Source organism: Nitrospirota bacterium (assembly GCA_016214385.1).
Taxonomy (GTDB): Bacteria; Nitrospirota; Thermodesulfovibrionia; order UBA6902; family JACROP01; genus JACROP01.
Genome location: JACROP010000089.1, coordinates 1 through 7,278 on the forward strand (window position 1 = coordinate 1; position 7,278 = coordinate 7,278).

Genomic DNA, 7,278 nt, shown 5'->3' on the forward strand with positions numbered 1-7,278 from the left:
GATTTTGACATGGTCGAAATCAGCGTAGAGGACACAGGCATAGGGATATCAGAAGAAGACCAGAAAAGACTCTTTCAACCCTTTCAGCAGCTTGAATCGCCTATAACAAAGAGATATGAAGGGACAGGGCTTGGGCTGTGCATTTCAAAGAGGCTTGTTGAGCTTCAGGGCGGGAGGATATGGGTTGAGAGCGAGGCAGGAAAAGGATCGAAATTCAGTTTTGTGATACCGATTGGAAAACAGAAATAAAGAAATCATAGGTATTTTATTGCTCAATCTTGGCGGCCCTGATTCTCTTCAGGCTGTCAGGCCGTTTCTTTACAATCTTTTCTCTGACAGGGAGATAATAAAACTCGGTCCATCCTTTCTCCAGAAACCTCTTGCATGGCTGGTATCATTCCTTCGCTCGAAAAAAACAGAAAAGATGTATAGCCTTATAGGAGGTAAATCCCCAATACTTAATATTACAATGGCTCAGGCAGATGCCCTCGAAAAAGCCCTTAACTCGTCACTTGTCACTGAGCCTGCCCTGAGCCTGTCGAAGGGTCACTCGTCACTTTCTTTTAAGGTTTACATCGGCATGCGCTACTGGCATCCACTTATTGAAGATACTGTTGAGACTATTTCTGAAGACGGGGTAAAGAAACTAATTGTGCTCAGTCTTTATCCGCATTACTCAAAGGCAACAACTGGCTCAGCCTTTATGGAATGCAGGCGCGCCCTGAATGGTAAACCTATAGAGGCCATGTATATTGAACACTGGTATAATTTCCCTCCTTATATAGATGCATTAATAGAGGTTATAGAAAATGGGCTTGCTGAATTTAAAGAAAGGGAGGTGAGCGTGTTGTTTAGCGCCCACAGCCTTCCTGAGGACTTTATAATTCACGGCGACCCATATGTGGAACACATCAAGGCGACAATAAAAGAAATCAATAAGAGGCTTTCTCTCAAATGGTATCTCTCATTCCAGAGCAGGAGCGGCCCTGTCAGGTGGTTGCGCCCGACAACAGAAGAGGTTATAATAGAGCTTGCTGATACTAACTGCAGGAACCTGTTAATTGTCCCGATCAGTTTTGTTTCAGACCACATTGAGACCCTTTATGAAATAGATGTCCTTTACAGAGGACTTGCAATGAAACACGGGATTGAATTAAAAAGGGTCCAGTCGTTTAATGACTCTGAAAGATTTATAAATGTCTTAAAAGAGCTTGTTATTGGGAAGGTAAAAGAGGCAGGTCGGAGACTCGACTCTACGAGATGGCAAAGGAGGTAAATACCTGTGGATAAGAAATTAGCAGATGAAATATTAGAGATGCTCTGGAGTATGAGAGAGGGAGGCTTGAAAAGGTACGCTGAATTAATCGAGAGAGTCGGTGATAAAAATGCCCCTGAGACCATAAAAAAAATGGAGAAGGCAGGGCTTATTGCTGTAGATAATGACATGCTGGAATTTAAAGAAAAAGGGGAGGGCAGGGCAAGGGACATCACCAGGAGGCACCGCCTTGCTGAAAGACTTCTTTACGATGTCTTTGAGCTCGATATGGAAGAGAGTGAACATGCAGCATGCGAGTTCGAACACATACTGTCGCCTGCTGTTACTGACAGTGTTTGCTCCTTCCTCGGCCACCCGCCAACATGCCCACATGGCAAGCTGATTCCGAGGGGTGATTGCTGTTCAAAATACAGCCGTGAGTTAAAACCTCTGGTTATCAGGCTTAATGACCTCGAGGTTGGCTCCAGGGGAAGGATTGTGTTTATAGTTCCATCTGAGACTTCAAGGCTTGACCGCCTCTCATCCCTCGGCATAGTCCCTGGCAGTATTGTAAGGTTAAAACAAAGAAGACCTTCCTTTGTCCTGGAGGTAGAGGAAACCACTGTGGCCATTGACTCTTCTATTGCAGAAGAGATTTATGTGAAAAAGTATTGAGTCAAATTATACATTAAGAAAACCACTGAGGCACAGAGGCACAGAGTTTTTAAAACCTATTTTTATTCTTTATCATTTCTCAGTGTCTCCGTGTCTCTGTGGTTAACGCATTAATGGCCTTAATACCAGGAGACGGCTATGGCAGTAACGCCCGAGATCACTGTCGGGTTCAATCCTGATTTGAATTTCATATTCCCTGACAGCAGCTCTTAAGTCATTGCTATTTTCATAGCAGATGCCGAGAAGGCCGTGGACTTCATTGTGTTTTGGGGCTGCTGCCGCAAAGTTTTTAAGATGGGGGATAGCATCCCTGTAATATCCTATAGAGAAATAACTTTTTCCGAGGCCGAAGTGGGAGCCAGGATGTTCGGGATAAAGGTGAATGCTTTTTTTAAATTCAGGTATTGCCTTATAATAATCTTTTCTAAAAAGTTCTGTAAGGCCGAGGCCGTAAAAGGATGGCTGGTATCCTGAGTCAATGGAGAGGGCTCTTCTGAATGCCCCCTCGGCCTCTGAATAGTTTTTCTGCTCGGTTGCGAGTCGTACCGACCTGAGCCTTATCATACCGAGCAGGTTGTAAAAAGGGGCCTGACTGTTATTTATTGAAATGGCAATGTTAAGTTTTTCCTCTGCTTCGTGAAGCTTGTTTTTTTCATAGAGCCTCTCAGCATCGTCATAAACAATATATGCCTTGTTCACCTCTTTTAAATTGTGGATAGCCCTCTGGAAACGCTCTTCAAACTTGCCGTCTCGTAGAGTCGAGTCTCCGACTTGCTGAATAGTATACGGAGGCAATTCCTTTACCATTGTTTGAATCTCCTCTATCCTGACTGCTGCCCTCGGATGGGTTGACAGTAGCTCGCTGATAAAGGTATCCTCCCTTCTGGTCTTTCCTGCCCTTTTGAGGTAATTATCTATTGCAATTTCAAGCCTTCTGTGGGCTGTCAGGGCTTCGTAAGGATTATAGCCGAGCCTTGCCATATATTTAACCCCGAGCCGATCTGCCTGAAGCTCCTGGCTCCTGTCGTATTTGAGGAGGATTAACCCGCTTCCAACAGCACCGAGGGTGAGCAGGGCATCGCCTCCGCGCTTGCCTTCAAGCGCTGCTCCTCCGATAATCAGGCCGAATTGCTGGAGTGTGCCGAGGGATACTCTCTGGGCTGTGTGTCGCGCCATCACATGGCCTGCCTCATGGCCCATGATTGCTACAAACTGTGCCTCATTTTCAAGCTCGCTCAGAAGTCCCCGTGTAATTGCCACATAACCCGGCAGGGCAAAGGCATTCGGGATTGAGGTATTCTGTATGGAAAATTTCATCGGAAGGTGTGGCCTTTCTGAGTTCTGCCAGATGCGTCTAACAATACCTTCAAGATACGCTTCAAGTTCAGGGTCATGGTAGCGTCCACCAAAGCCCCAGTTCAAAGAGGGTGCTGCGTTTTTGCCGAGGGTGAGTTCTTCATTCTCGCTTACGAGCATAAATTCCCGCTCACCTGTAACAGGATTCACTGCGCAGGAAATAAGGAAGAGTAAAAGACACAAAAATAAGGTTCTAATTGATATCATAGGACTTGCTGGGTGTTCAATCTAATTCAGTGTGATTTTATCCCGAACTCAGCTATAACAGGTTTTACAAGTGCGGCGTAGTCTTTATATTTCATTTTTATTGACTCTATATGGTCGCCACCGAGAAAGACTATTTCCTCATCCTCTGAAAGGGTTTTATCTATATATACGTCAATATCATAGAGGTTTCCAAATGGAGGCATTGCACCGACCTCACAATCAGGAAATAGATTTCCAAACTCTTCTTCTGTGGCCAATCTTATTTTTTTCGCATTCAGAACTTTCTTGAGCATGTCCATATCAACCCTGTAGCTTGCAGGAAGGACACCCATGGCATACCGTTCATCACCTTTTATGATGACAACTTTGGCCATCTCTTTGCCTGGCACGTGCATTGAGGCAGCGATCTCCTGAGCAGTAAATGCCTCTGAATGTTTGAGCACATTGTAGCTAACGCCTTCTTTGTCCACTTACCTCTCATAAAAAATATATCACTATTTAACAATATTGACAATCCATATAGACTCACCGTTCTTTTATCAAAATGAAATGGCCAATGATCAAATAAACAGGTTTATATTCGCCCGAGATGAGTCGAGGGACGAGGCGGAAAACCTTCCAAATTCAATCTGGTGGACGGTAGGGGATTCGAACCCCTGACTTCCACGTTGCGAACGTGGCGCTCTCCCATCTGAGCTAACCGCCCGTTATGAGTTTGCTCCCCACCACCTAACCTTTCCCCTGTGGGGACAGAGCTGCTACAACGAGAAAAACAGAGAAAAATAAAACAATTAGCAAAATATCCTTAAATTGACGCATTATTTTTTCTCATGTAATATTATGTAATATACTATAAATTTATATAAAAATTAAGGGGATTTCTTTGAGAACTTTCTACAAGAGGTTTAGGTTTTGGGCTGTAATTATAGTAATTGTAATCACAGGTTTTATTTTTTACAGGGCAAGATTCAACACTGTCTCAGTCAGAGCTATAGAGGTAAAAAAGCAGCATCTTGAAATTACAGTTACTGCCACATCAACAGGCACGGTCAAAGCCGAAGAAGAGGTCAGGATTACAGCCCAGCGACAGGGCAGGATCACAAATCTCTATGTTGAAGAAGGAGACAGGGTAAAGGCAGGTGATATGATAGCCATGCTCGATGTCTTTGAAGTGGAGGCTAACCTGAGGAAGGCTGAGGCGGCTTATGTATCAGCAGAGGCGCGGGTTTCAGGGGTTGCTGCTAATATTTCAAAGACAAAGGCTCAGAAGGAAGAGGCTGAAAAAAACCTTCAGAGAATGCAAGAGCTTTATAAAAAAGGGATAGTGCCTTTGATGGAAGTAGATTCGTCTGAAAGTAAATATGAAGTGGCAAAGGCAAATTATGATTCAGCGAAAGAGGAGTTAAAATTTGCCGAGGCCCAGATGATAGAGGCAAAGGCTGCGAGGGATCTTGCAAGACTGCATTACAACTATTCTTTTATTAAAACGCCAATAGCCGGAGTTGTTTCGACAAGGCCTGTGGAGGTCGGTGACATGGCAGCCCCCGGGCCAATAATTGCAACAGTTGTCAATCCCGAGACTCTATACATCAAGGCACCGATAGATGAGGTGGACGTAGATATGGTCAAGGTTGGCCAGGCAGCGAGGGTAACGATGGATGCTTATCTCGGGAAGGTCTTTTATGGCAGAGTAATCAGGGTATCCCCGATTGTTATAGGTGTAAAACAGGAGACAAGGACATTTGAGGTGAGAGTTTCAGTGGAGGAGAAGGGCCTGGTCTTAAAACCTGGCATGTCCGCTGATATTGAGATAATAACTGGCGAGGCAGAAAACACCCTTGTAGTTCCAACTCAGTCGGTGATGGAAAAAGGAAAGGAAAAATTTGTTTTTGTTATCGAAGGGAATAAGGCTAAGCAGAGGAAGGTGGCAATTGGCGTTCATAACTGGAATTTCACAGAGATAAAAGAGGGCATCAAGGAGGGTGAGAAGGTTATTATTACTCCTGATAAACCAGGGCTTAAAGAAGGGGTAAGTGTAAAGATTGTTGATTAGTCTCAAGGGAATCAACAAAACCTATATGTTTGGTAAAATGCCCCTTGAGGTATTAAAGGGCATAGACCTCAATATTGAGAGAGGAGAGTTTATCGCAATAATGGGGCCGTCAGGTTCAGGAAAATCCACACTGATGAATATCATAGGCTGCCTTGACAGGCAAACCTCTGGCACATATCACTTTGAAGGTATAGATATTGGAGTAATGACAGACAATGAACTTGCAGAGATGAGGAACAGAAGAGTAGGTTTTGTCTTCCAGACCTTTAATCTCCTGCCGAGGTTTTCAGCCTCCAAGAATGTTGAACTCCCGATGATTTACAGCGATATTGCACCAAAAGAGCGGAAAGAAAGGGCTCTTGAGGTTTTAAGAAAAGTTGGCCTTGAGCACAGGATAGAGCACCACCCGAATGAGCTGAGCGGTGGTGAGCAGCAGAGAGTTGCCATTGCGAGGGCTCTTGTTATGAGACCTGCTGTCATTCTTGCAGATGAGCCAACAGGAAATCTGGACAGCCAATCAGGGGTGGAAATCATGCGTATCTTTGAGGGCTTGAATACTGAAGGAGTAACTATAATAATGGTAACCCATGAATCCGATGTGGCCAGACACGCCAGGAGAGTGATAAACATGAAAGATGGGAGGATTATGAATGGAAGCCAGTGAAGTCCTGAGGGCAGCGAAAGACTCCCTCCTGAGCAATAAAGTCCGCTCATCCCTTACGATGCTCGGTGTGATCATAGGTGTTACTGCTGTAATACTTCTGGTGTCCATAGGAACGGGTGCAAGAAACTACATACACAGGGAACTGAGCAACTTAGGGACAAATATCCTTGTAGTCCTTCCAGGTAAAGTAGCCACGAGGGGTGGCTTCCATCCTCCGGCCGCCGGGACCACGAGAAAACTTACAATAGCCGATGCTGAGGCCCTGGAAAGGCGTTCGAAATACCTGAGCAATGCTGTCCCAATTGCCCTCGGGACGAGCAAGGTAAAATTTCTTAACCAGAGCAGGGATACCACAGTTGTCGGCGCTACGGAGGATTATTTTTATGTAAGAAACCTTCAGTCCGAGCTTGGCTCTTACATTTCTCAGGCTGATGTTGAGACTAAAAGAAGGGTCTGCGTCCTCGGAAGGACAGTAAAGAGGGAGCTCTTTGGAGATGCCAATCCTCTGGGAAGGTGTGTAACAATAGGGGATTCGAGGTTCAGGGTAATCGGTGTGATGGCTAAAAAGGGTGTTACCCTCGGGCTTGACCTCGACGATGTTGTATTTATTCCGACCACAACAGCACAGGAGTTTTTTGATACAGATAGCCTTTTCCAGATAGTTACAAAAGTAAAGAGTTCTGAGGAGATTCAAGATGCCATCAATGAGATAAAGGGGATTTTAATGAAGAGGCATGCCAATAAAGAGGATTTTACAATAATGAGCCAGGATGAGATGCTTGAGGCCATGGCAAAGGTCCTCAACATTATGACCGCTGTCCTTGCTGGCATTGCAGCCATTTCCCTGATAGTCGGCGGTATTGGTATAATGAATATAATGCTCGTCTCTGTAAGGGAGAGGACAAGAGAGATTGGCTTAAGAAAGGCAGTTGGTGCAAAATACAGAGACATTCTCCTTCAGTTTCTCACAGAATCAGTAACCCTCAGCCTTATTGGCGGCTCTGCCGGCATTCTTTTAGGAATTGCCTCTGCACTGGTAATTCCTCTCTTTGTGACCTTTCTGCCAAC

General features: G+C 44.8%; 8 protein-coding genes and 1 tRNA gene. 6 read left to right on the forward strand and 3 right to left on the reverse strand.

Translation table 11 applies throughout. The features are described 5' to 3' along the window. The 3 genes from HZC12_05550 to HZC12_05560 form a co-directional block, all read left to right on the forward strand. The coding region (locus HZC12_05550) for a hypothetical protein (GenBank protein MBI5026187.1) at positions 1-249 on the forward strand (249 nt) is incomplete at its 5' end. Between the two features lie 4 nt (positions 250-253). Further along, a complete protein-coding gene (hemH, locus tag HZC12_05555) occupies positions 254-1,276 on the forward strand; it encodes a ferrochelatase (protein ID MBI5026188.1) in 1,023 nt (340 codons plus the stop codon). A 39-nt stretch (positions 1,277-1,315) separates the two neighbouring features. After that, positions 1,316-1,930 carry a metal-dependent transcriptional regulator gene (locus HZC12_05560; GenBank protein ID MBI5026189.1) on the forward strand — a complete coding sequence of 205 codons (615 nt, stop codon included), beginning with the start codon at positions 1,316-1,318 and terminating at the stop codon, positions 1,928-1,930. A 102-nt stretch (positions 1,931-2,032) separates the two neighbouring features. Here the strand turns inward: HZC12_05560 and HZC12_05565 are convergent, their stop codons facing one another. The 3 genes from HZC12_05565 to HZC12_05575 form a co-directional block, all read right to left on the reverse strand. Continuing rightward, positions 2,033-3,406 carry a M48 family metalloprotease gene (locus tag HZC12_05565; GenBank protein MBI5026190.1) on the reverse strand — a complete coding sequence of 458 codons (1,374 nt, stop codon included), beginning with the start codon at positions 3,404-3,406 and terminating at the stop codon, positions 2,033-2,035. A 113-nt stretch (positions 3,407-3,519) separates the two neighbouring features. Then, entirely contained in the window at positions 3,520-3,888 is a 369-nt protein-coding gene (locus HZC12_05570; GenBank protein MBI5026191.1) for a YbaK/EbsC family protein, read from the reverse strand. Positions 3,889-4,123: 235 nt separating this feature from the next. After that, positions 4,124-4,199 (reverse strand) — tRNA-Ala (locus tag HZC12_05575). 177 nt (positions 4,200-4,376) lie between these two features. Between HZC12_05575 and HZC12_05580 the strand changes: the two genes are divergently transcribed. From HZC12_05580 to HZC12_05590, 3 genes are all read left to right on the forward strand, one after another. Next, positions 4,377-5,546, forward strand: a complete 1,170-nt coding sequence (locus HZC12_05580) for an efflux RND transporter periplasmic adaptor subunit (protein ID MBI5026192.1) — start codon at positions 4,377-4,379, stop codon at positions 5,544-5,546. Beyond that, positions 5,539-6,210 (forward strand): ABC transporter ATP-binding protein, encoded by a 672-nt coding sequence (locus HZC12_05585; GenBank protein MBI5026193.1) that lies wholly within the window; start codon positions 5,539-5,541, stop codon positions 6,208-6,210. The genes HZC12_05580 and HZC12_05585 overlap by 8 nt, the downstream gene beginning before the upstream one ends. Continuing rightward, on the forward strand, positions 6,197-7,278 hold a 1,082-nt coding region (locus HZC12_05590; GenBank protein MBI5026194.1), incomplete at its 3' end, for an ABC transporter permease. The genes HZC12_05585 and HZC12_05590, both read left to right, overlap by 14 nt.

Excerpts from the sequence above, each read along its gene's own strand:
- HZC12_05570 (MBI5026191.1), bottom strand. The coding sequence starts at position 3,888 with ATGCACGTGCCAGGCAAAGAGATGGCCAAAGTTGTCATCATAAAAGGT.
- HZC12_05560 (MBI5026189.1), top strand. The coding sequence starts at position 1,316 with ATGCTCTGGAGTATGAGAGAGGGAGGCTTGAAAAGGTACGCTGAATTA.
- HZC12_05565 (MBI5026190.1), bottom strand. The coding sequence starts at position 3,406 with ATGCTCGTAAGCGAGAATGAAGAACTCACCCTCGGCAAAAACGCAGCA.